This is a genomic window from Nocardia coffeae (assembly GCF_019890715.1).
Taxonomy (GTDB): Bacteria; Actinomycetota; Actinomycetes; order Mycobacteriales; family Mycobacteriaceae; genus Nocardia; species Nocardia jiangxiensis.
In genome coordinates this window covers 377,495-397,698 of the sequence record NZ_JAINZY010000006.1, presented here as the reverse complement: position 1 = coordinate 397,698, position 20,204 = coordinate 377,495, and the positions used below count along the sequence as shown (strand labels likewise).

Annotated in this window: 17 protein-coding genes; 1 reads left to right on the top strand and 16 read right to left on the bottom strand. The window is 68.4% G+C overall.

Annotation, left to right across the window (positions count from 1 at the left end; translation table 11 throughout):
• Positions 1 to 33: 33 nt before the first annotated feature.
• The 15 genes from K7711_RS48990 to K7711_RS23845 form a co-directional block, all read right to left on the bottom strand.
• Entirely contained in the window at positions 34 to 771 is a 738-nt protein-coding gene (locus K7711_RS48990) for a DUF4913 domain-containing protein (protein WP_222971656.1), read from the bottom strand.
• A gap of 70 nt (positions 772 to 841) precedes the next feature.
• On the bottom strand, positions 842 to 2,752 hold the full coding sequence (locus K7711_RS23910; protein ID WP_222971655.1) for a type IV secretory system conjugative DNA transfer family protein: 1,911 nt from the start codon (positions 2,750 to 2,752) through the stop codon (positions 842 to 844).
• A gap of 36 nt (positions 2,753 to 2,788) precedes the next feature.
• Positions 2,789 to 3,478, bottom strand: coding sequence for a hypothetical protein (locus tag K7711_RS23905; protein ID WP_308014909.1), 690 nt, complete (start codon positions 3,476 to 3,478; stop codon positions 2,789 to 2,791).
• Entirely contained in the window at positions 3,475 to 5,172 is a 1,698-nt protein-coding gene (locus K7711_RS23900) for a peptidoglycan DD-metalloendopeptidase family protein (protein WP_222971654.1), read from the bottom strand. Before K7711_RS23900 ends, K7711_RS23905 begins: the two co-directional genes overlap by 4 nt.
• A 31-nt stretch (positions 5,173 to 5,203) precedes the next feature.
• Entirely contained in the window at positions 5,204 to 5,512 is a 309-nt protein-coding gene (locus K7711_RS23895) for a transposase (protein ID WP_040825177.1), read from the bottom strand.
• A 61-nt stretch (positions 5,513 to 5,573) separates the two neighbouring features.
• Positions 5,574 to 8,369 carry a hypothetical protein gene (locus K7711_RS47770; RefSeq protein ID WP_235747638.1) on the bottom strand — a complete coding sequence of 932 codons (2,796 nt, stop codon included), beginning with the start codon at positions 8,367 to 8,369 and terminating at the stop codon, positions 5,574 to 5,576.
• Between the two features lie 6 nt (positions 8,370 to 8,375).
• A complete protein-coding gene (locus tag K7711_RS23885) occupies positions 8,376 to 9,866 on the bottom strand; it encodes an SCO6880 family protein (protein ID WP_040825044.1) in 1,491 nt (496 codons plus the stop codon).
• A complete protein-coding gene (locus tag K7711_RS23880; RefSeq protein WP_308014908.1) occupies positions 9,863 to 11,338 on the bottom strand; it encodes a hypothetical protein in 1,476 nt (491 codons plus the stop codon). Before K7711_RS23880 ends, K7711_RS23885 begins: the two co-directional genes overlap by 4 nt.
• A gap of 95 nt (positions 11,339 to 11,433) precedes the next feature.
• Positions 11,434 to 12,273, bottom strand: coding sequence for a DUF8175 domain-containg protein (locus K7711_RS23875; RefSeq protein WP_222971653.1), 840 nt, complete (start codon positions 12,271 to 12,273; stop codon positions 11,434 to 11,436).
• Positions 12,270 to 12,497 carry a hypothetical protein gene (locus K7711_RS23870; protein WP_040825180.1) on the bottom strand — a complete coding sequence of 76 codons (228 nt, stop codon included), beginning with the start codon at positions 12,495 to 12,497 and terminating at the stop codon, positions 12,270 to 12,272. Before K7711_RS23870 ends, K7711_RS23875 begins: the two co-directional genes overlap by 4 nt.
• A gap of 33 nt (positions 12,498 to 12,530) precedes the next feature.
• Positions 12,531 to 12,827, bottom strand: a complete 297-nt coding sequence (locus K7711_RS23865) for a hypothetical protein (protein WP_040825046.1) — start codon at positions 12,825 to 12,827, stop codon at positions 12,531 to 12,533.
• Between the two features lie 106 nt (positions 12,828 to 12,933).
• Entirely contained in the window at positions 12,934 to 13,608 is a 675-nt protein-coding gene (locus K7711_RS23860) for a hypothetical protein (RefSeq protein ID WP_235747637.1), read from the bottom strand.
• Complete coding sequence (locus K7711_RS23855; RefSeq protein ID WP_222971652.1) at positions 13,605 to 14,480, bottom strand: MinD/ParA family ATP-binding protein; 876 nt, start codon at positions 14,478 to 14,480, stop codon at positions 13,605 to 13,607. The genes K7711_RS23860 and K7711_RS23855 overlap by 4 nt, the downstream gene beginning before the upstream one ends.
• Positions 14,481 to 14,496: 16 nt before the next feature.
• Positions 14,497 to 15,675 (bottom strand): DUF8176 domain-containing protein, encoded by a 1,179-nt coding sequence (locus K7711_RS23850; RefSeq protein ID WP_222971651.1) that lies wholly within the window; start codon positions 15,673 to 15,675, stop codon positions 14,497 to 14,499.
• Positions 15,676 to 15,732: 57 nt separating this feature from the next.
• Positions 15,733 to 15,912 (bottom strand): hypothetical protein, encoded by a 180-nt coding sequence (locus tag K7711_RS23845; RefSeq protein ID WP_222971650.1) that lies wholly within the window; start codon positions 15,910 to 15,912, stop codon positions 15,733 to 15,735.
• 916 nt (positions 15,913 to 16,828) lie between these two features.
• Between K7711_RS23845 and K7711_RS23840 the strand changes: the two genes are divergently transcribed.
• A complete protein-coding gene (locus K7711_RS23840) occupies positions 16,829 to 17,698 on the top strand; it encodes a DMT family transporter (protein WP_222971649.1) in 870 nt (289 codons plus the stop codon).
• 6 nt (positions 17,699 to 17,704) lie between these two features.
• On the opposite strand, the gene K7711_RS23835 is transcribed toward K7711_RS23840, so the two are convergent.
• The gene (locus tag K7711_RS23835) at positions 17,705 to 19,996 is read right to left on the bottom strand and encodes a RelA/SpoT family protein (protein ID WP_235747711.1); all 2,292 of its coding nucleotides are present in this window, start codon (positions 19,994 to 19,996) and stop codon (positions 17,705 to 17,707) included.
• Positions 19,997 to 20,204 lie beyond the last annotated feature (208 nt).

Here is a 20,204-nt window from a genome sequence, read left to right as displayed (position 1 = left end):
ACCGGAACCCGTTGTGGCGCAGCCGGTTCCGGTTCAGACCTGATATTCTTCGGCATCCTCCGGATTGCTGAACATCCCCACCTGCGGCTCCGAAGCCGGTAGCGGGCTCAGCAGATCCTTGTGGCCGTGTCGGGCACTGCAGTAGCGGAAAGTGCCACGCGGATCGAACAACTGTTTCATCTGCGGGTCGGCATGCTCCACGAACCACTCGCTCAGGCCGGTCGCACCCTGTTGCCGGAAGTGCTCCCACACGCGCCACAGCGAATCCAGCCGCGCCACGGCCTCGTGGTGCTTCCACCACTCCGGGCACCAGACCGTATCGGTCGTGTCGGTGACCTGCCGCTGAAACGTCATGCTCAGGTAGTTCTCGACGAACTGCACCACCGACTTGTAGGTGACGTCGTCACTCACCTCGTTGAACATCCCGGCCGGCGGCGTACGCAACGGCAGTGGAGCCAGCAGCTGGCGGTGGCCGTGCCTGGCACTGCAGTACTTGAACGGCCCGTTGGGGTCCAGCAGTTTCGCCATGTGCTTATCGGCGTGGTCGAGGAACCAGATGCTCAAGCCCCTGCTGGGATCCTGCCGCAGGTTCTCCCACGCCCGCCACAGCGCCTCCAGCCGGATGGTCGCCTCGGTGTGTTTCCACCACTCCGGGCACCACACGGCATCGGTGGTATCGGTGACCTGCCGCTGGTACACGTAGCGCAGATACTGATCCACGAACGCCGCGACGTTCGGATAGTGCGTGGGGTACTCCTGCGGTTCGGTCACGACCCCACCTCGGCCTTCGATTCCGTTGCGGCCGAAGCGATCACACCGAAGGCTCGCTCAGTGCGCATACTCACAGCGGCTGCACCTCCTCGGGCTGTCCGTACTGCTCGGTCGGCGCCTCGCGGACCAGACCGCGCTCCTCGACCAGATCGCTGATCTGCGTCGTGCGCGCGCCGGGCTCGTATCGTGCGATGGAATCCCGTACCGCGTCGGCATATTCGCCCTCCCACCACGGAACGGTCCGCACCAGCACCGCGGGCGCACCGGAGGTGAACACGACGGCTCGACCACGCGGCAACGTCACCAGGGCGTTCACATTCAACGTCCGCGAGGAACCCAGCGAACGCGAATAGCTCTTGCCGCCCTTGGATTCGGACATCGACTGGGAGATGGAGTCGTAATCGCCGATCGCCTCGGAACGTTCGGACAGGAACTTCGTATCGTCGATGCCGCTGCCCAGGACCTTGATGTTGGCGGCGGACCACAGCGCTTCCATACCGTCCTCACCCCAGCACCGCGCACCCTGCGCCCACGACTGCAACACCGTCATCACCACGATGCCGCGGGAGCCGAAGTGGCTGTACTGCTTGGGCAGATCCTTCCAGCGCACGACGTTGGCCGCCTCGTCCAGCACCGCCAGCAGCGGCACCCGCAGCCGGCCGTGCGGTGAACGGGCCGCCTCGCGCATCGCCACATCGATCACCGCCGCGGTCAACGCGCTGACCAGCGGGGCGGCCGAACCGCGTCCCTCCAGCGAGAGGCAGTACAGGGTTCCGTTGCGCTCCAGGAATTCCAGCTCGTCGAACTCCCGGCGATCGCCGCCCGGGGTGATCCACTGGTGCACGTTGGACATCTTCAGGCAGCCGATCATCTTCTTGGCCGTGCCGAAGATGCCGCTCTTGGTCCGCGGGTCGGTGTTGTACTGGGCGGACAGGCTCGATGCGGACAGGCTCAGATCCGCGACGTTCTCCCAGTACGGCGTGGCCTGACGCAACATCTCGATGGGCTCGGGGTTGTTCGGGTTGGTCACCCACTCCCACACCTGCACGATCGGACGTTGCGCCACTGCGGCGGCCAGGAAAAGATTCGCCAGCAGATCCTCGGCCTCGGAGTCGAAGTACTTGTCCCCCTTGGCATCCAGACCGGAGTCCGCGTCGGCGAAGTGTCCGGCGAGCTGCGCGGCGCGCATCTCACAGCCGCGCCGACGCGCATCGACCCACCGCAGCGGATCCCAGTACCAGTTGATCGGCTGCTCCACGTCCAGGGCCACGCCCTGCGGATCGAAGACGTAGACGTGCCGCGGATCGCCCTGGCGTTCGCGCACACCGCGAGTCGCGTCGACCACGTCACGCTTGTTCGAGGTGACCAGCACCGGGCCGATCGCGGACAGGATCGCCGGGATCACCCGGGAGGTCGACTTGCCCTGCCGCGGGCCCCAGATGTCCAGGTGCAGATCCTCGTACGAGCCGTACAGCGGCACACCCTCGGCGACCGAGATCCCGATCGGAACGCCCGGTGAATCCTTGTAGCCCAGGCCCTGATTGCGCGACAGGTCCGAACCGAATCCGCCCGAGCCGTGCCCCGACCCAACGCCGAGCTGCGCGGCCTTGGCCCGCACGCCCTCTTCGGTCAGTGCGGCGATCGCGCCGCCCATGCCCATGTGCTGGGCCTTGTCGTCGACCGGGAGTTTGCCCTTGCCGGCGCGCTTGCGCATCTCCTTGCGGATCACGACATACGCGATCACGAGCACGATGACCAGGATCACGATCACCGTCGCCGGGAACGGCCAGCTCAGTTTCCCGCGCGCCAGCCCGGCCACGATCGCGATCGGATTGACCGGGATGTTCTGCTTGGTCGAGGACAGCCAATTGCCCAGTTGCACTGCCACCCACAGGGTTCCGACGACCGCGAATCCGAAGTAGATCAGAATCAGGGTGTGGTCGGGACCCGGGTCGGCCGGATCCTTCACCTTCTTCGCCATCTCAGCCTCCTGGGTGACCGTATATGTTGGTGCCGCTCAACGGAATCCGTCGAGTCGCCAGACCCCGCCGGTCTGCACGACAGTGGCGATGACCGTCGTCGACGGCAGCGATTCGCGCCGCCCGTCCGGGTAGACGACGGTCTGCTCGATTCCGATCTTGTACTGCTGATGATCCGGATCGCCGGTGGACGGCGCCTTCTCCCCCGACGCGAACGCGAACGCCTCGATCTTCGCCCCGGCCGCGGCCCAATCCGCCCACTGCAGTGAGGGTTTCGGCGTCTCGGCGACACTCGGCGGCGAGTCCAGCGTCCGCAACAGGGTGGGACCGAGGTACTGGCGCGCCCGCGACAGCGAACTCGCCTCGGACTCGGTTGCCGGGTACCAGGTGTAGATCTCCTTCAGGGCCGCCACCGCCACACCGTCGGGTGTGCTCGGATCCGGCGGCGGCACCGCCTCCAGCTGCCGGACCGTGGTCGTGGGCGGTTGTGTGGAATCGGTTCCGGTGCTGCCGCCGCATGCGGCGGCCAGCATTGCGACGCCCACCACCAGCATCACCACCACTATCGCGTATCGCCCAGTCACCGAGGCACGCCCGCCCGGCGGGCGGGGGCCGACCATGCCTGTACTCCAGGCTATCGGGCGCACGGGACTGTTGACAGCTCCCGGCAATTCGGTGATCTCGGCGTGTCCCGCGTGTGCGCGGTCGTGCTCTGCTGTCCGGCTCACATCACCCTCCGTAACCGCCCGTCACCGGGGACCGGGGCCTTGCCGACGCCGGACGGATCGGCCGAGCGCAGCATGCTGCCGCCGCCGAGATAGATACCGACGTCCGCGGGTCCGCGCCGCCCGAAATCGAAGAACACCAGATCACCCGGACGCGCCGCACTCAGCGACACCTCCGAGCCCCTCTCCCACTGCTGTTCGGCGGTGCGCGGCAGGATAACCCGGCCCGAGGAGGCCGCGAACACCGACGCCGAAGTCAGGCCCGGTCCGTCCAGACCGCCACCGGTCGGCCCCGACGGGCCACCGCCACCCCACACGTACGGCGTGCCCATCCACTGCTCACCGGCCCGCACGATCTGATCGCCACCGGATCCGCCGTCCGGCTGGAAGCGGCCCATCGAGCCCGGGGCGCGGAACTGCGCCTCCATCGTCAGGATGTTCTTCACGTACGGCTGGGTCTCGGAGAAGTGCGCGGGCACCTGATCGGGCATCCCGCCCGAGGCCAGCACCGCCCCCTCACCGGCGTTGTACGCCGCGAGCGCGAGCGGCGCGACATCGCCGTGCACCTTGCCCTGCCCGATCCAACCCTCGATCCGATGCGCCAGCGAACACATGTAGCGGCCCTGCGCGATGATCGCGTCGCCGTCGTCCCACAGGCTCGCGGTGCCGTTGCCGTCGGCGTCGAGCAGGTACGGTTTGCCGTCGTCCGGATCGGTGGATCGCGCTGTGCCGGGCAGGAACTGCGCCAATCCCTCGGCGCCGGCCGGGGAGGTCAGCCCGCGCCGGAATCCGGACTCCTGTTTGCCCTGGGCGGCCAGGATCGACGAGCTGATCTCCGGGCAGAGGGAACCCGCACGGCGATACCAGATTTCGAGATCGGCGGGCACCTTGCCGTCGGCGAGTGCGCCACCGGCGGTCCCGAATCCGCGGCTGCACAACGGGTTCACCGAATTCGGCACCGCGCCACTGGCCTGCGGGGTCGGTGCGCCGTCCAACCAGGGCAGCGGGTCGATCTGATGTCCGCCGTTGAGGCGGCCGCCGGGAACGATCTCGAAATGCAGGTGCGGCCCGGTGGCCTGCCCGTCCGAGCCCACCCGGCCGATCGGCTGCCCGGCACGCACGGTCTGCCCCACCCGCACTCCGACGCCGCTGGCCCATTCGTGCCCGTACACCGCCGAGAACGGACGTCCGTTGACGTCCGTGGAGTCGATCACGATCCAGTTGCCGAATCCGGAGGCCGGACCGGCCGCGACGACCGTGCCGTCGGCCACCGAATAGATGGCCGTACCGTCCGGCGCGGCCAGGTCGACGCCGAGATGCGTACCGCCGCGCGAACCGAACGTATCGGAGACCTGGAACGATCCCGCGGCCAACGGCCACGTCCGCCGGATCGGGGCCAGGCTCCCGCCCGCCCGATCGGCGCCCGAACTCGGCTGCACCGCCGCCGCGGGCACATCCGGCACCGTCGAATTCGATGCGGCCGCAGGCGCATTCGGCCTCGACGTCGTAGGTTTCGCCGCACCCGAGGTGGGCGAGGTCTGCGCCTGCACCGCAGGGCCGGGAACCGGCGCGGTGACCGATACGGTCGGCTGATCGGCGCACTCGTCCTCCGAGGAGGGCAGCACGATCACCACGACCAGTGCGATCAGCCCGATCACACTGCCGAATCCCACCCACAGCAGAGATTTCGCGTTCACCGCGGCACGCCCATTCGTCGCTGGGCACCGATCATGTGCTGCGCTGAGTGTCGTTGAGGGTTTCCACCAGGGTGCGGTTCATCTCGGCAGCGGCGGCCAGCTGTTGTTGCAGCAGTGCGACCTTGCGCCGCAGCGCGCCCGCGTCCATCCGATCCAGTCCCGGTCCCTCCGCGGCGCGCACCCAGTTGCGGACCGAGTTGGCGTGCACACCGATCTGCTCGGCGACCACCCGGCACGCCTCGGATTCGCTGCGCAACTTGCCTGTCAGGGCGATCACCTGCTCCACCGCGGCCTGCCGCACCTGTGGTGACACCCTGCGATAGGACCTGTGTGGCATCATCGCGCCACCCTCCCTGACCGCCGAATCCGCGAAGGCGCCTGCGCCACCGCCCGGTTCGCTCTCACGCAGCACTCCCCTCGTCGCCGCTCGGCGCGGCGTCCTCACCGCGGCGCGCGGTGGATTCGGTGAATTCGCTGAAACGCTGGTTGGTTTCGTGGATTCCGCTTTCCTTCTCCGAAATCGTGAATTCCATGTGGAACGGTATGCCGGGACGGCGATCCTCGCCGATCTTCAGCAGGAATTTACCGGTACCGGGTGCGGGCGGGCGGGCCTGTCCGGGCTTGAGCGCCTCACCGGTCAACGCCTGCGGCGCAGACCATCCGGTCACCATCTCCTCCTCGGCGGCGGTGAACGGAATCGTGGAATCCAGACGTTTGATCTCCTCCGGCGGCAATGCGCCGAAGATCTTCGCGCGGGCGCGCTCGAGGAAACCGATCGCCTTCGCGATCGCGGCCTCCGAACCGAGCGACTGCAGATCCTTGATGGTGTGGCTGATCATGATCAGCGAAGTGGCCAGACCACGCTGCAGACGGGTCAGCTCGTCGACGCGATCGACCATGAAGTCGCCCAGGCCCAGCACCTGCCACAGCTCGTCCATGACCACCTGGAAGTAGCGCTGCGCGCCCATTTCGGCGTCGGCGAGCACGTGGGCGGCCTCGACGGAGGCGAATCCGTCTGCCCAGCAGGCCAACATGACCGCGGCCTTGAGCTTCTTGTCGCCGGTCGGGATGTGCGAGACGTCGATGCAGACCGCGACCGAGGTGGTGTCGATCGGGGTGGTGGTCTGCCCGTTGAACACCGCGCCGAACGGCCCCTGGGTCAGCGCGCGCAACGAGCGGCGCAGGCCCTTGATGGATTCGTGGTACTCCTCGGGACTGTCCGCTCCGGCGTCCAGCATCAGCTGATCGCCGCCCTCGACGATGACCTCGAGCAGGTTCTCCATGATCGGCGGATTCTCCGGGGCGAAGCCGCTGCCCTCGCGGTACAGGATGCTCAGCCCGGTGGAGATGAGCGTCTCCTCGTAGTCGCGCACCCGCGCGCCGCGCACCAGTTCGACCAGACCCGCGATCAGCGTGACCTGGCGGGCCCGCAGCTCCTGCGTCACCTGGATCTGCAGGGCGGGTAGATCGTTCAGCAGCGGCACGACCGCGCCCAGGACGCCACCGGCCAGCGGGTTGACCTTGCCGTGGCCGTAACCCAGGTCGATGACCTGCCCGCCGACCATCTCCACGAGTTTGCGGTAGTCGGGTTTGACGTCGGCCAGGATCAGCGGCGTGATGCCCTGCGCGACACCACCCAGCACGATCCGCCGCACCAGCGAGGACTTACCGAATCCGTTGAGCCCCAGTACGAACAGGCTGGGCGCGGTGATGAAACTGCCGCGCATGAACCAGTTCATCGGGTCGAAGCAGACCGGCGCACCGGTGTGCAGATGCGAACCCAGCGGGGTGCCGATCAGCGGCGCGCCCGCACCGACCGACCACGGCCACAGGCCCGCGACCTGCGCTGTGGTGGCCCGGTATTCGACCGGACGGCCGATGACGTTCATCCGGCCGCCGCCCGCGCCGAGATAGCCGCGATCGGTCAATTGCGCTGTGGTGCGGTCGAATCCGTCCTCCTGCGCGGTATCCAGGCGGGCCGCGGCGTTCATCCGGCGCAGATCGTCGGTGCGGATGCGGAAGGCCGCCCAAGCCGCGCGCAGACCGGCGCCCTCGCGCACGGTCATCTCCAGCCGGGCCCGGGTCAACTCGTCCAGCAGCGGCGGGCCCTGTTTGGTCTGCTTGCCGCCCTTACCCTTTCGGGCCGAGGACTTCGACCTGGCCACCGGCGCGCTCCGCTCCGGGCGGCGGGGTGTGGTGCTGGCGGTGTCACCACCGTTGCGATCGGTCACCCGGCGGCGGTTGCGTTCGGACATCGGGGCGCGACTGCGGGTCAGATGTCCCGCGTCCGCGCGCTGTGGGTCCGGATGGGAGCCGTTGCCGGACAACGCATCCGGTTCCGGATGCGACCGCGCGGCACGGGGGTCGGGCGGACCGGTTTGCTCGGGTAACTCCTGCGGCGGGCGCTGACGCCGACCGCCCTGCCCGTATCGCATGTCCTCACGACCTCTCGTGCGCTGTTCGGTCCCCCGGGCCGCACCGCCCGACCGGTCGGCTGTCTGCTGCTGGTCACGTTCCCGGGCCGTCGGCGGCCGGGAAGTGGTGTTGCGCGTACTCGAATCGGCCGACGCCCGCGCCGCGCCGCGGCTCGTGTCGGCCGAACCAGAATCATCGGCGACGGGCGTCCGCACCGCAGCGGATTCGGTCTCGTTCGACGCCGACGTGCCGTTCGCGGATGTCGTGCCGTTCGCGGCGGGCGCGTCGAGCGCGGGAATGGCTCCGGCGCGCGAGGTGGACTGCTCCCGCGTGGTGACCGATTGCTCACGGGCAGTGGAGGATTCGATCGCGAGACGATCGGAGGTGGTGTCCTCGCGCATCGGACGGCGATCGCGCGGCGGCGCGACGTCCCGGGAACGCGAGCGCGCTTCGGTGTCGGCCGCGCGTCCGGCCCGAGCCGCAGCGCCCCGATCCTCTTCGGTACGCCGCGGCCGACGTTCCGGGGGCGTGCTGGAACGCTCACGCCCGGAACCGAGTCCGGGCGTGCCCCGGCGGGCGGGACGAACAGGGGCATCGTCCCAGTCGGCAGGCATGGCGTTACGCGGCTGGCCGGGCGTGTACGCCTCGATGTTCCAGTCGTCCTCACGGCGCAACCCGCGCCCGCCGCCGGGCACCGGATTGCTCGTGTCCACCACGCGCTCGCGGTACCGCGGTGGTTCGCCGCGGGAGCGGATCGGCGCGTCGCCGTCGTCACCTGCCATGAAGGATCACCCCGCCAATGCTTTCGGAATGCTCGCGTGCTCCGGCAGAATCACCCCGCACCCGAGCGAGGCCGCGAAGCCCGCCGCCTGATAGCGGTAACACCGCCGGATCTTCAAGCGCGCCTGCGTGGACAGATCGCGCGTAATGGCCTCGATACGCGGCAGATCGCCACGCAGGGGCTCGGTGATCGTCACCAGCGCCCCGAAGCGGGTCACGCCGTGACCGCGCGCCTGCTCCTCGCGGGCCTGCTGCGTCGCGCCCACCCGCAGGGTGGCCGCCGCCGAGACGACACCGCGCTCGCTCTGCTGTGCCACCAGCGCGTTCTTGTAGTCGTCGTCGACGATCTCGGCGGCGTCGGCCGCCGAGTGCGGACGGTACACGATCGCCACGCGTTTGCGCGGCACTTCGGGATTCGGTGCGAGCAGCCGCTGCAGCACCCGCTCGTCCACCGCGCCCTCCGGGGCGGTGTCCATCTCCCAGGTCACCGAGCGACCGCCGTCGTGCAGGAAGTGATCCCAGCGTTCCTCGTGCGAGACCGGCCCGGCGTCGGCCCAGTCCAGACCGTGGCCGCCCGGTTCACCGACCGCGACCTCGAGATCGGCCTGCGCGGCCGGGTCGTAGCTGCGCCGGATGAACGCGATCACCTCGTCCGCGGACATCGGCTGAGCCCGCACACCCGCCTCGGCCAGCGCCGCGCAGATGCCCGGCAGCCGACGGCCGATCTCCACCGCCTCCTCCGCGGGATTCTTGCGGCGCTCGGCGGTGGTCGCCTTGAACGTGATCGCCACGCGCGGCAGCAATTGCACACGCTCCTGGGGCAATTCGGTGGCCAGTTCGTACATCACCTGCTGCGCCAGGTCCGGCGCCTGCGGATGGGTGATCGTGGACACCTCGGTCAGCAGCCGGTTACCGGTCTCGGGCACGGTGTCGATGACCGGCACCACCGCGATGATGTCGGAGGTCTGCCCCAGCGAGGCCAGGAAGGTGCCCCAGGCCGCGACCCAGCGATCGATCACCGGCTGATCCACCGCCTCGTGACCCTGCGGCCAGGCCCGCAGCACGACGGTGTACTGGCCGAACTGCGGCAGGTGGATCATGCCGAAGCTGTAGCCTCCGGCGTCGATTCCCTCGTACAACTTGGACGGCGCCATCAGCCCGGGTAGCCGGGCGACCCCGCCGGGGATCCGGGAGAACCGCCCGCCCCGGTAGACGTGCTCGCCCCGGTTTCGACCGCGTAGCCAATGGAACATCATCAATCCCGTCTCGTAGCCGGAGCGGCCCCCCGACCGCCACACCAGTGGAACCATCACCACGACGCCGATCCCGGCGACGAAGAACGCCGGTTTCGGACCGGCCACCAACGCTGTCAGCAGCGCACCGATGACCACGACGAAGCCGAGCACCGTCTCGCCCCAGCGCAGGCCGAAAAGACCTGCGCTGCGCGGCTTCTGCCAGAGCCCGTACGAGCGCCGCTCATAGGATTCGGTCGTCGTCATCGTGGAATGGTGCTCCTGCCGAGGTCGGGTGAACGGTTGCCCCAGCCGTCGCCGGCGATGTCACCCATCGCCGACTCACCGCGGTTGAGACTGGCCGCGGCCGCGCGGGCGTTGGCGATTCGGTTCATCGCGCGAGCGGGTCCGGACGGCGTCGTGGCCGACCCGCTGGCTGTCGGCGGACTCGCGGCCGCCGATGCGCCGCTACCACCGCCACGCGGCGGGGGTACGGGACGGTTACCGCCGCTGCCGCGACCACCGGCGCCGCCGGGCGGACGCGGACCGCGCCCGCCGACGAATCCGGGCGCGCCCGAGCCGGCGGTACCGCGCATGGCGACCGCCTTGGTACCGACCGCGCCCAGCGCCATCGCACCCAGGACCACGCCGCCGGTGGCCGCCAGACCCGAACCGCCGTTGCCGACCATGCCGACCGCCGGAGCCACCAGGCGCATCAGCACCGGCAGAACGAAGGCGACACTGCCCAGCAGCACGATCGCGACCAGCATCCGCTGTGCCTGATCCGCATCGGGAAGTCCTGCGGTGGAAGTACTTTCGTCGGTGTTCCCGGCGGCCAAGAAGGCGATCATGTAGACGATCGCGGCCACCGGTTTCCACAGCATGAACGCGATGATCCAGCTCAACAGCTTCGAGTAGGACTGCTTGCCGATACTCGTGCCCGACGCGGCGGCGGCCAACGGCAGCACACCCGCGGCGACGACCAGCATGCCCTGACGCACGATGGCCAGCACGATCTGCGCCAGCGCGCCGAGGAGACCCACGATCGCGATGATCAGCACCAGACCCGGCGAGAACGCCTGCAACTTACTGGTTTTCACCATCAACTCGGCGATGTTCTTCGCCTGGCCGTTGGTGGCGTCCTGAATCACCCACGCGGAGAAGCGATCCGAAGCCTGAGTGCCCGCGACGATCACCGCGCCGAGCATCCAGGAACTGAATATCACCCGCGCGAACATCCGGAACGATTCGGCCGCTTCGGATATCAGCGCACCACGTCTGGCCTCGGCGAGTCTGACCCCGGACAGGATGATCGAGACGATCAGCAGCAGGATCTGCGCCTGATAGGTGTAGTCGTTGATCTTCTGGAACAGCTGGCCGCCGTTGCTGAGTCGCTCGTTGGGCACCTTCATCCAGAAGGTGAGCGCCATGATCAGCGCTTGGCCCAGACCGCTCATCAGCGAGTCGACCACCTTGCCGAAGGTGGAATCCCAGGCCTTGTCGCGCACCGCGTTTCCGGCGGCGTCGGGATGGGTCAGGGCATTGGAGCCCTTACAGGCCGCGGAAGCGGCATCGCCCAGGGATGCCCCGGGCAGTCCCAAACTGTCGAGGTCGTCGTGAATCTGGTTGCAGGTCTGGTCGAATCCGTAGGTCTGGCCGTATGCCACGGTCGGCGTGGCGATCACGACGGTGAAGACGACCGCGAGAATCGTGACCAAGCGCCTGATCAAATGGCTCACCCCTCGATCCGTCGAAGTGCCGCGATGGAATTCGGCCCTATCGGCCCTAAGCACTGTGGTCAACGTCCCATCACATCCCCTGCTCGCCGCTGCGCTCACCATTTCGTCCACCCATCCAGCGAGTCCACATACTCGGTCTGCGACCCCGAGGCGTCGGTCGGCTTCAGCCGCCAATCCCCGTTGTCCCACACCATGACCAGGCGGACCGCCGCCCACAGTTGTTTGCCGTCGTTCGTCGGACCGCGCGCGGCCAGCCGCACGATGGCCATGTCGTCGGCATAGTTCTCGATCTGAAACGCGTCCGGCGCCACCAGATATCGGGTCACCTGCTCAGGCTGCTGCTGGGGCAGCCGCCCCGCCGAACGCGCCTTGTCGTAGGCGGCGAGCTGCTGGGCGCTGGCCTTGACCTGATGGACGTACAGATCCCGATCGGCCGGACGCGCGTTGAGCCGGTAGGTGATCTGCGCCGCCGCCAGCACCGCGCCCTGCGGAGTGTGCGAATACCCCGACGCCAGGCCGTCGGCGATCCGGGCCGGACCGTCGCTGGTGGAGAACGGCACCGAGGCGCCGAACACCCGCTGCCAGCCGTGCTGTGCGGTGGTACCGGCCGGGGCCGCGGTCAGCCAATCCTGATCGCTCGCCTTGTGTTCCTTGCCCGGATCCTGCGGAAGTACCTGTCCGGCAGGGTTGTTCGGTACATCCACCCGGCGGCCGAACACGTCCACCGCGGGCGCGGCGAAACCTGTCGCATCCGAGGAGCCCGCCGCCGGGGACGGCGCACCGGGAGCCGCGGTCCCACCGCCGCCACCGCTGTGCGAACCGCCGTGATTGACGTACATGAACACCCCGACGACCACGATCAGCGCCAGCACCGCCGCGGAGGCGATGCCGCCGAAGGAGATTCCGCGGTCCGAGTCCGCATCCTTGTCCTTCATGTCGGCAGGAAGGCCAGGGCGATCGCACTTGCGGACGATGCCACGATCGCACCGACCAGGCTCATCACGATGCCGTGCGAAGCGTCGTTGATCGCCATGTCGTCGCGAATCGCAGACCAGAAGCGGCCGGCCGAGATGATCAGCCAGGCAAGGCAGAACAACAGCACCACCCAGAGCAGCCAATCGATCAGCTGCATCAGCGGCGCGAGGACGTCGGCCGGCATCTGTTTATAGGCAAGCACTCCGCGCCTCGCCCCCTATGATCCGATGGCGGCGTTCATGATGGTCCCGGCGCTGGTGGCGATGATTCCGCCGATCATGGCGCCGGCCACCATCTTCGGCGACTCGAGACCCCCGCCGGTCCACTTCTCCCACGCGAAGCGGCCGCCCGCATAGGTGATGCCCATGATGCCGGACAGCAGCACGAACCAGGTGAAGTAGCGGACCAGTTTCAACAATTTGTCCGAGGCGGGCGGGGCCTCCGGGGTCGGATTCCCGACCTGGGCGAGCACAGCGCTGTACGTCTCGTGCACAGCGAGCAGGATGGTACTCATCGAGCGTCCTTCTCAATAGGTGAACCGAAAACAAAGCCGTGTACCGGGGGTACACCGTCAGTTACGCCAGGTCGCCGCCCGCCCAGCGGCGGTCGAGAGTGCACGGTCATCGCATGCCCTCTTCCTCGAAATGTGAAGCGGTGCTTACCTTTTCACGAATCAGAGCCACTATACCCGCACCGAGCTGGTCCACGTCGTGCGGAACCTCCTGCAGCGGATCGAGTTTGCGTTTGCGCTGCTGCGGCGGCGGATCGTTGGGCGACCACACCGGCAGTTGCTCGGGTTCGACCAGAGTCCACTCCTCGTACCACGGCACCTGCCAGACCGGTCCGGCCAGCGAGCCCACCAGATCGCGGTAGCGGCGGATCTCCGCCGGGATGCGGCCCGGCCGCGCGGCCACCGTGATCAACCCGAGCACCTCGCACGACCCGGCCAGGCCCGCATGATGCTGGCGCAGCAGGTCGTGCGCCCGAGTCAGTCCCGAAATGGTCTCGCGCGCAAGCAGAACCACGTAGGGGGATTCGCGCTCGAAAACGCCCGGCCAGCGTCGATGCGAGTCCGCGGCGGGCGCGAGCACATGCGCGAGCGTACTGGCGCCGGCACCGCCGTGCACACCGAGCAACCACACCAGCGGCGCACGCCCGGCGCCGGGCACGGGCCGGTCCCAGATGGGCGCGCGACGATTCTCCGGCGGTGCGACGACGCCCGCCGCCCCCGTCGGCTGGTCGGCCGGCTCGGGGTTTTCCGATGGGTTGCGATTTTCCTTCATGGCCGCGGTCATGATGCCACCCCCGCCAGCAGGGTGCGATAAGCCTTGCGCGTTTCGGCGGCAAGTGTGTTGTGTCGCACCAGTTCTCCGCGTGCGAGGTGCTGGTCGTAGGGAATCTCGCGGATGTCCCGGACCCACCCGTTGAGATGTTCGCGCAGATGTTTCGCGACCGGGGCGCTGTCACCGGGCAGCTGATGGGACACCACGATCGTGGTGTCCCCGACGATCCCGCCGCCCTGGCCCTCGGTCTGACCGCCGAATTCGTCGTCCAGCCATTCCAGCGTCACCCGCAGCCGGTTGGCCGCGTCGGCGCGCGCCGGAATCGCCAGCACCAGTGCGATATCGGCATCCTCGAGCAGCGGCCGCAGATGACGCGCTCCGATCGGGCTGCCGCCGTCGTAGACCGGGGTGTGACCGGCGTCGGCGATCGCCCGCGCGACGGTCAGGTAGGTGGCCCGGCGGCGCAGCGGCGCGGAGTCGCGCCACAGCAGCCCGATGCCCGAACTCGCCTGGGACAGACACTCCTTCAGCGGCGCGGGCTCGTCCTCGCCGCGGCCGTACAGCCAGGACTGCAGGCTGATCGGGCTCAGATGTTCGTCCGCGCCGCGCAGGGCAAGATCGCTGCCCGATGCCGTCGCGTCCACCGCGACCGTCGGCAGACCGCCCGATCCCAGTTCCGCGGCCAGGCCCAGGGCCGTCGTCGTGGTACCCGCTCCGCCACAACCGCCGACCACCAGAATCGGCCGCGGCAGCAGATCACCCTCACCGTTCTCGCGCCGGCTCCGGCGTAACCGCACCACCGGAGCCCTGTCGCGCGTGCGCGAACCCGCCGGGTCGCCCGTCTCGGGCGTCTCGTCGAGCCACTGGCTCCAGTCCTGTCCCATCGTCTCAGCTCTCCTCTTAACCGGCCGTGATTCCCGTGATCAGGGTGCGGCCGCCGACGACCTCGGTGGTCACCGTCTGCCGGCCGTAGGTCGCGGGCGCGCCCCCTGGCCGTTGTTCGGTGACCTCCACCGAATACCTGGAATCCCCGGACGGCGCCACTCGCACGCAGTACAGGGTCCCCACGGGGACCGAGTCGATGCCGCGCTGAATCACTTCCGCCGCAGGCAGACTCGCGTCGGGTGCGACGACCTCGCGGGCGCGCTCGGCGGAACGGTCGACGTAATAGGCGTGCTGGAACCACATGATCGCGTCGGGCCCGGAACCGGTGCCGCCCGGCTCCGCCCCGCGCACCACATCACCGATGCGCTCGGTCGGACAGGTCAGGACGGTGCCGGTGGTCGCTCCGGTGAGCCGAATCTCCGAAATCACCGGACGCGCCGAATGCGCAGCACCGCCACGAGCATGAAGCAAATACACAGCGAACATCGCGGCGCCGGCCAGCAGCAGCACCGCAACCGCCAGGACGATCGCGACGCGCAGACTCCCGGCCCCGGTCTGCTGACGCAGACTGCGCGGTGCGGTCGCCGCGCCGGGACCGCCCCGGCGACGGCCGATGCGACGCCGCGGAATCCAGCTCCGGCGCGCACTCTCCCCGCGCCCGTCATCGGTCGAATCCGGCCAGTCGTCGAGCCAGTCGGCGGAGTTGCCCGGCCAGTCGTCCTCGTCGAGCGGGGCGGGAGAGCGGCGCGCACGCGGATCCCCGTCCTGGCGCGCGGACTCCTCGGCGGAACCACCGCGCGAACCGCGCTCCCGCGGTCCTGCGGCGTCCGCGGCATCGTCGGCCCGCGATTTACGGGGACGGCGGGCCGGGGCCTGTGTCTCCTCGTCCCACGGGAACTGCACCAGCTCGGCGTTACGCACGGGATAGTCGTCGTCCGGGCCGGGAGCGTGGTCACCCGCGACCCAGTCCGACCAGCCGCCGACGAATTCGGCGCGGCGCGTACCGGTCTCCCCGGCGAACGGGACATCGAACGGTTCGGGTTCGGTCTCCCGGATGTAGTGCGGGTACTGACCCGCACCCCCTTCGCTCAGCGCCTGCTCGATCTCGGGATCGGCGGCCTTCGGCGATGCCACGGCGTCCTGCGGCTCGAGGGCCGGGAACCAGTGCTGCACATCTTTGTACGAGTTCAACATTCCCCCATCCCCGCAGAGCCAGGCACCTCGTGCGACATCGTCGGACCCTCTCGGCGATCAGTTCGTGGTGAACGGGTAGTCGGTGTCGAAATCGTCGATGGGCACGACCGTCGCCACGCCACCGGGGGCGGCACAGCCGCGGTGTGTCCCGAACGGAAATTCTCCCGTACCCGACGAATTCGGCGAACTCGACGCGCCGCATGCGACGGCCGAGATTCCGCCGACCAGGCTTTTCACATTCTCACACCGGCCCCGAACGTGGCGATTCACGCAGGTCGCGCCCGTGCAGCGGGACGCGGATTCACCTGCCGGCCGGACCCGATGCGGCATCTCACGCCGACGGGCCGAAAAGTGAAACGATGACGGCCCAGCGCCCACGGCCGTAACGCCGCGCAGATCCGGTCGAATGTCCAAGGCGGACAACGTCGCAGCGACACCGTTGCCGAGGGGGTTCGGGAGAGTTGTCACCAGCTGCGGATACGCCTGCGCTCGCGTGGTGCTCGCCGAAGCGTCACCCGCGATCGCGACCAGCCTGCTCCAGGTTGTGCGCGCGGTCAGCATCGTCCGACCCCCTTAACCAGCTGTGTGCAAGGCGTTCGGAGGGCCGAGAGCCGCGGCGAGCGAGAGCAGTCGGTGATCGGTTCGAGTTGCCGCCGTTGCCGTGTGAGCCCCGAAACGCAATAGACCGTAACAGAATCCGGCGAACTCTGCAGTGCATCCTGCGGGATGCGACCTCGAGACGGGAAGGATCCCCGCGTCGGACATCACCGCACCGGAAGAATTTTCGAGGATCACGCCCGCGAGACGACGACATCAGCAACAGTTCAGTTATCGAATCCCGCTACCGAATGAAGCGAATCGGACAGCAAAGAACCCGCGCCGCAACCGAATTGCACGCCGGAAGATTGCCAGAATTCGAACTTTCATGCACAAACTCTCGAATTGCCGCGTAGGCACCCATAATTCGCATTCGCGAAAATTTCGCCAGTCGTAATTTCCGCGCTCGAACCGACGGGTACTCGTGAGCCGCACCCGATCCACACCGGACGTGGACAGCGACCCCGCGGTGTCGCGGACTCACACCGTCCGCCTCCGAACGCGCTCGCCGGGGGGCTCGAGCGAGTTGCCAGGATGGTCCGGGCAGACTGAGCACGTGGCTCAACTACCCCTGGCAGCCGTGGGCTGCGCATTCATCGGCGCGGTGATGTTCGCCGTGTCCGCCGTGGCGCAGCAGCGGGCGGCGGCCGATGTGCCCGAGGGCGACGCCCTGCTCGCCCGATTGATCCGCAATCCGCGCTGGTGGGCGGGGATCGTCGGCGATGCGGGCGGATTCGGCTTCCAGGTGGCGGCCCTGGCCATGGGTTCGGTGCTGGTCGTCCAGCCGATCCTGGTGACCTCCCTGGTCTTCGCGCTTCCGCTCGCCGCGCACTACAGCGGGCGGCGAGTGACGCCGATGATGTGGGCGCAGGCCGCCGCGCTGTCGGCCGCGCTGGCGGTCTTCCTGGTCATCGGAGATCCGACCGAGGGCCACACCGACGCACCCTGGCATCGCTGGATCGCCCCGCTGGGCCTGCTGGGCGGACTGATCGTGGTGGGCATCGTGGTCGCCACCACGGTCCGCATTCCCGCCCTGCAGGCGCTGCTGCTCGGTACCGCCGCCGGTCTGCTGTTCGGCATCTCCGCCGCCCTCACCGAGCATGTCACCGAACTGTTCGGCCAGGGGCTGGGCCCGGTGCTGACCAGCTGGCAGCCCTACACGCTGGTCGCCGCCGGAATCGCCGGACTCTACCTGCAACAACGCGGCTACCAGGTCGGGCCGCTGTCCGCCTCGCTCCCCGCGTTCACCGTGGCCGAACCGCTCGGGGCGGCGTTCATCGGACTCACCGTCCTGGACGAACGCCTGCGCAGCGGTCCGGTCGGCACGGGTTTCGTGTTGGTCGCGGTGATCGTGATGTGCGTCGGCGCGGTCTTGCTGTCCCGGGCACAGGCGGCCGATACGGTCTCGGAGGCCGTGGCCGGGTGACACCGATCACGCCGCCGAGGTCACCCGGTACACGTCGTAGACACCCTCGACGTTGCGCACCACGTTCAGCAGGTGGCCGAGGTGTTTGGGATCGCCCATCTCGAAGGTGAACTTGCTGATCGCGACGCGGTCACCCGAGGTCATCACCGAGGCCGAGAGGATGTTCACCTTCTCGTCGGCGAGCACCTTGGTCACATCCGAGAGCAGGCGGGTGCGGTCCAGCGCCTCGATCTGGATGGCGACCAGGAATACCGAGGACGGCGACGGCGCCCAGGTGACCTCGATGATCCGTTCCTGTTGTGCCTGAAGCGAATCGGCGTTCGTGCAGTCGGTGCGATGCACGCTCACCGCGCCGCCGCGGGTGACGAAACCCATGATCTCGTCGCCGGGAACCGGGGTGCAGCACTTCGCGAGTTTCGCGACAGTGCCCGGCGCACCGGGGATTTCGACCCCGGCGTCGCCGCCGGACCGCTGACGCAGCGGCAGTGTGGAGGGCGTACTGCGTTCGGCCAGTTCGTTTTCCACGTCGCCGACGCCGCCGAGCTGCGCCATCAGACGCTGCACGACATGATGCGCGGACACCTGGTTCTCGCCCACCGCCGCGTACAGCGCGGAGATGTCCGAGTAGTGCAGCTCATGGGCCAGCGCGGTCATCGCGTCGACGCTCATCAACCGCTGCAGCGGCAGACCGGACCGGCGGACCTCCTTGGAGATCTGCTCCTTACCCGCCTCGAGCGCCTCCTCGCGACGTTCCTTGGCGAACCACTGGCGGATCTTGGCCTTGGCGCGCGGCGAGACGACGAAGTTCTGCCAGTCGCGGCTGGGCCCGGCGTTCTGTGCCTTGGAGGTGAAGATCTCGACGACCTCACCGTTCTCCAGCTGCCGTTCCAGCGCGACCAGACGCCCGTTGACCCGCGCGCCGATGCATTTGTGCCCGACCTCGGTGTGCACGGCGTACGCGAAATCGACCGGAGTCGACTTCTGCGGCAACGTGATCACATCGCCCTTCGGGGTGAACACGAAGATCTCCGGCGACTTCAGGTCGAAGCGCAGCGACTCCAGGAACTCCGCCGGGTCCGCGGCCTCCCGCTGCCAGTCCAGCAGCTGGCGCATCCAGGCCATATCGTCGACCTCGCCGAGATCGCCGGAGTGCTTACCCTTGGTCTCCTTGTAGCGCCAGTGCGCCGCGATGCCGAATTCGGCGGTGCGGTGCATGTCGCGGGTGCGGATCTGCACCTCGAGCGGTTTACCGTCCGGACCCACGACGGTGGTGTGCAGCGACTGGTACACCCCGTAGCGCGGCTGGGCGATGTAGTCCTTGAACCGGCCGGCCATCGGCTGCCACAGCGAGTGCACCACACCGACCGCGGCGTAGCAGTCGCGCACCTCCTCGCACAGGATGCGGATGCCGACCAGGTCGTGGATGTCGTCGAAGTCCTTACCCTTGACGATCATCTTCTGATAGATCGACCAGTAGTGCTTCGGGCGACCCTCGACACTGGCGTTGATCCGGCTCGCGGCCAGGGTGTTCACGATCTCGGCGCGGACCCTGGCCAGGTAGGTGTCGCGCGAGGGTGCGCGGTCGGCGACCAGACGCACGATCTCGTCGTACTTCTTCGGGTGCAGGATCGCGAACGCGAGATCCTCCAGCTCCCACTTGACCGTGGCCATACCCAGTCGATGTGCCAGCGGCGCAATGACTTCCAGCGTCTCGCGCGCCTTCTTGGCCTGCTTCTCCGGCGGCAGGAAACGCATGGTGCGCATGTTGTGCAGGCGGTCGGCGACCTTGATGACCAGCACGCGTGGATCGCGCGCCATCGCGATGATCATCTTGCGGATGGTCTCGGCCTCGGCGGCCGCACCCAGATTGACCTTGTCGAGTTTGGTGACGCCGTCGACCAGGTGGGCGACCTCCTGGCCGAATTCCTCGGTCAGCTCGTCCAGGGAGTAGCCGGTGTCCTCGACCGTGTCGTGCAGCAGTGCGGCGACCAGGGTGGTGGTATCCATCCCCAGCTCGGCCAGGATATTGGCCACGGCCAGCGGGTGGGTGATGTACGGATCACCGGACTTGCGGAACTGGTGCGAATGCTTCTCGTCGGCGACGTCGAACGCGCGCTGCAACAGCTGCAGATTGGCCTTCGGATACAGCTCGCGATGCACCGTGGCCAGCGGCTCGAGCACCGGCTTGACCGCCGCGATACCACGCTGACCGGTCATCCGGCGGGCCAGCCGGGCACGCACCCGCCGCGAGGCAGAGGTCGACACGACCGCCGGACTGCCCGGCTGACGCGGCGGCATGGCACGCGGCGTCGGCGCAGGTGCGGGTGGCTCGGGAGAAGGCGCTACGCGATCGCCAGCGATCGTTTGCTCGGCATTCGCCTTTTCCAGATGCTGAGTCATGCCACCACCTCTCCCGCCTCGACCGGAACACCATATCCGATGCGCCGGTGGGGCTCAGACCACCAACTTTAATCCCCGCCGCCCACGACCGCCGCATCCTGGGAAA

Coding starts and splice junctions, on each gene's coding strand:
- K7711_RS23895 (WP_040825177.1), bottom strand. CDS start 5,512: ATGATGCCACACAGGTCCTATCGCAGGGTGTCACCACAGGTGCGGCAG.
- K7711_RS23870 (WP_040825180.1), bottom strand. CDS start 12,497: ATGCCGGCCGACGTCCTCGCGCCGCTGATGCAGCTGATCGATTGGCTG.
- K7711_RS47770 (WP_235747638.1), bottom strand. CDS start 8,369: ATGGCAGGTGACGACGGCGACGCGCCGATCCGCTCCCGCGGCGAACCA.
- K7711_RS23860 (WP_235747637.1), bottom strand. CDS start 13,608: ATGACCGCGGCCATGAAGGAAAATCGCAACCCATCGGAAAACCCCGAG.
- K7711_RS23855 (WP_222971652.1), bottom strand. CDS start 14,480: ATGGGACAGGACTGGAGCCAGTGGCTCGACGAGACGCCCGAGACGGGC.
- K7711_RS23865 (WP_040825046.1), bottom strand. CDS start 12,827: ATGAGTACCATCCTGCTCGCTGTGCACGAGACGTACAGCGCTGTGCTC.
- K7711_RS23910 (WP_222971655.1), bottom strand. CDS start 2,752: ATGGCGAAGAAGGTGAAGGATCCGGCCGACCCGGGTCCCGACCACACC.
- K7711_RS23885 (WP_040825044.1), bottom strand. CDS start 9,866: ATGACGACGACCGAATCCTATGAGCGGCGCTCGTACGGGCTCTGGCAG.
- K7711_RS23835 (WP_235747711.1), bottom strand. CDS start 19,996: ATGCCGCCGCGTCAGCCGGGCAGTCCGGCGGTCGTGTCGACCTCTGCC.
- K7711_RS23875 (WP_222971653.1), bottom strand. CDS start 12,273: ATGAAGGACAAGGATGCGGACTCGGACCGCGGAATCTCCTTCGGCGGC.
- K7711_RS23850 (WP_222971651.1), bottom strand. CDS start 15,675: ATGTTGAACTCGTACAAAGATGTGCAGCACTGGTTCCCGGCCCTCGAG.